1 protein-coding gene and 1 pseudogene are annotated in these 1,883 nt (G+C 75.8%); both read right to left on the minus strand.

Going from position 1 to position 1,883, the window contains the following annotated elements:
• Positions 1–1,248 (minus strand): annotated as a pseudogene (locus AB0G02_RS37760) (hypothetical protein); the annotation flags it as partial.
• Between the two features lie 10 nt (positions 1,249–1,258).
• Positions 1,259–1,883 (minus strand): type VII secretion protein EccB (locus AB0G02_RS37765; RefSeq protein WP_360804572.1); only part of this gene is annotated, 625 nt, incomplete at its 5' end.

Raw genomic sequence — 1,883 nt, forward strand, 5'->3', positions numbered from 1 at the left:
GGCGGGGGCGAGCACCCCGGCCGGGCGCGCGGCGGCCGGCACCACGTCGCTCATCCAGCGCGTCGCCGGGTCGAGCCGGGCCACCAGGTCGTCGGCCAGGACCTTCATCCGGGCCCCGGTCGCCTCGTCGGGCGCCTCGAACATCATCAGGTGCCGCTCGGGGTCGATCGGCGTCGCCCGCACCGAGTCGGCGTGTTCCGGCGCCGCGGGCGGGCGGACCCACATCCCGGCGGGCACCACCTCCACCACCGCGTCGGGCGCGTACCAGTACACCGCCGGGCCGACCTCGGACACGCCGTGCACGGGCGGCCGGTGGCTCACCAGCCGGGGCGGCGGGGTGACCCCGGCGGGCTGCGGGGTGTAGGCCAGCTCGCGGGCGGCGCTGCGCCAGCCCGGCGCGCCGTCCGCGCGGATGGTGTAGACGTCGGGGTCGACCACCGAGCCCACGGGCAGGCCGGTGTACCAGACCAGCTCCTCGCCGATGAAGTTGGTCAGCGCCTGCTCCGAGGAACCGCCGTCCGAGTCGGACAGCCGCCCGTAGCGCAGCAACCGCGTCCTGGCCCTCAGCTCGGCGGAGAGGCCGACCCAGAAGCGGGCCACGTCGTCGAACGAGATGGGCGGTGCGTCGGGGCAGCCGAGGACCAGGGCGAGCAGGTCGGGCTGGCACGGCAGGTTCTCCTGCAACCGGGCTCGGTGCACCCGCAGCTGCCCGTCGTCGCAGGCGGGCCTGATCCACACCCCGCCGCCGAGCGGCTCGGCGATGCCGGTCGCGCTGGTGGCCAGCGCGTCGGCCACCACCTCGGACTCCCAGTTCGGCTTGGGGAACCGCTTGGACTCCCAGCGCGGCGGCTTGCCCGGCTGGAACCTGATCCACCCGCTGTTGCGGCCCGCGTCCACGAACAGCGAACCGCCGGCACCCGGCAGGATCGCGCCGTCGGGGGCGATCACCGGCCGGTTGAGGCGCTCGGCCAACCACTGGCCGGCCAGCGCGGTGGTCTCCCGGGACCGGCCGCCGATGACGATCCGCACCCCGCGCCGGGGCCGGGGCATCAGGTCCGCCACCGATTCCCAGGCGGAGAACGGGCTGCCGGTGGGGAGGTCGACCACGACGAGGTCGTGGTGGGGGTCGACGGCCACGACGAGGGCGAGGTTGCGGGCCTCGGTCGTCAACTGGTCCCGGGGGTGGACCACCAGCGCGTTGCCGATCATCCGGCTGGTCATCTCCACGCCGCCGCGTCGGCTGGTCATCAGGCTCACGTCAACTGCCTCCCTTTTCCACCACGCCGAGGGCGCCGCGGGCGAGCGCGGGCCCACTGGGCACCGCGGCCAGCACGTCGGCCGCCACCGGCGTCGGCACGACGCCGCCGAACCCCAGCGCGGCCACCGAGCCGTCGTCGGGCAACGAGTACTTGACACCCCGATCGGTGATCAGGAAGCGGTCCGGCTTGCGCCCCTCCGCCACGGGCACGGCGGCGGCCAACACCCCCGAGGCGGGCTTCAGCCGGATGGCGGCGGTGTCCGCGGTGGCCTGGGCGGGGCTGTGCCCCGGGTCCGCGGTCACCAGTTCGCTGACCACCCGCGTGCCCTCGGGCCGCTGACGCAGGCAGAGCGCGCGCTCGGTCACCCCGTCCCGCACCAGCGACGAGGTCCCGGCGAAGTTCGGCAGGCGCGAGACCAGCGAGGTGTCGGCCGAGCGGGGCGCGGCGGCCAGCGCGGCGGTGTCCAGCGGGGTCGAGTCGCGCCGCAGCTTGGCCTGCACCAGCAGCGCCTCGACCCGCGAGAGCGGGGCGAGGCCGTCCCGGCGCAGCAGGAAGTGCTGGACGCCGCCCGCGGTGGCCTGCTCGAACAGGTCGCCTACCCGGTGCGGCTCGCCGGCGATCGAC

The sequence above is a fragment of the Actinosynnema sp. NPDC023658 genome, from assembly GCF_040639995.1.
Lineage (GTDB): Bacteria > Actinomycetota > Actinomycetes > Mycobacteriales > Pseudonocardiaceae > Actinosynnema.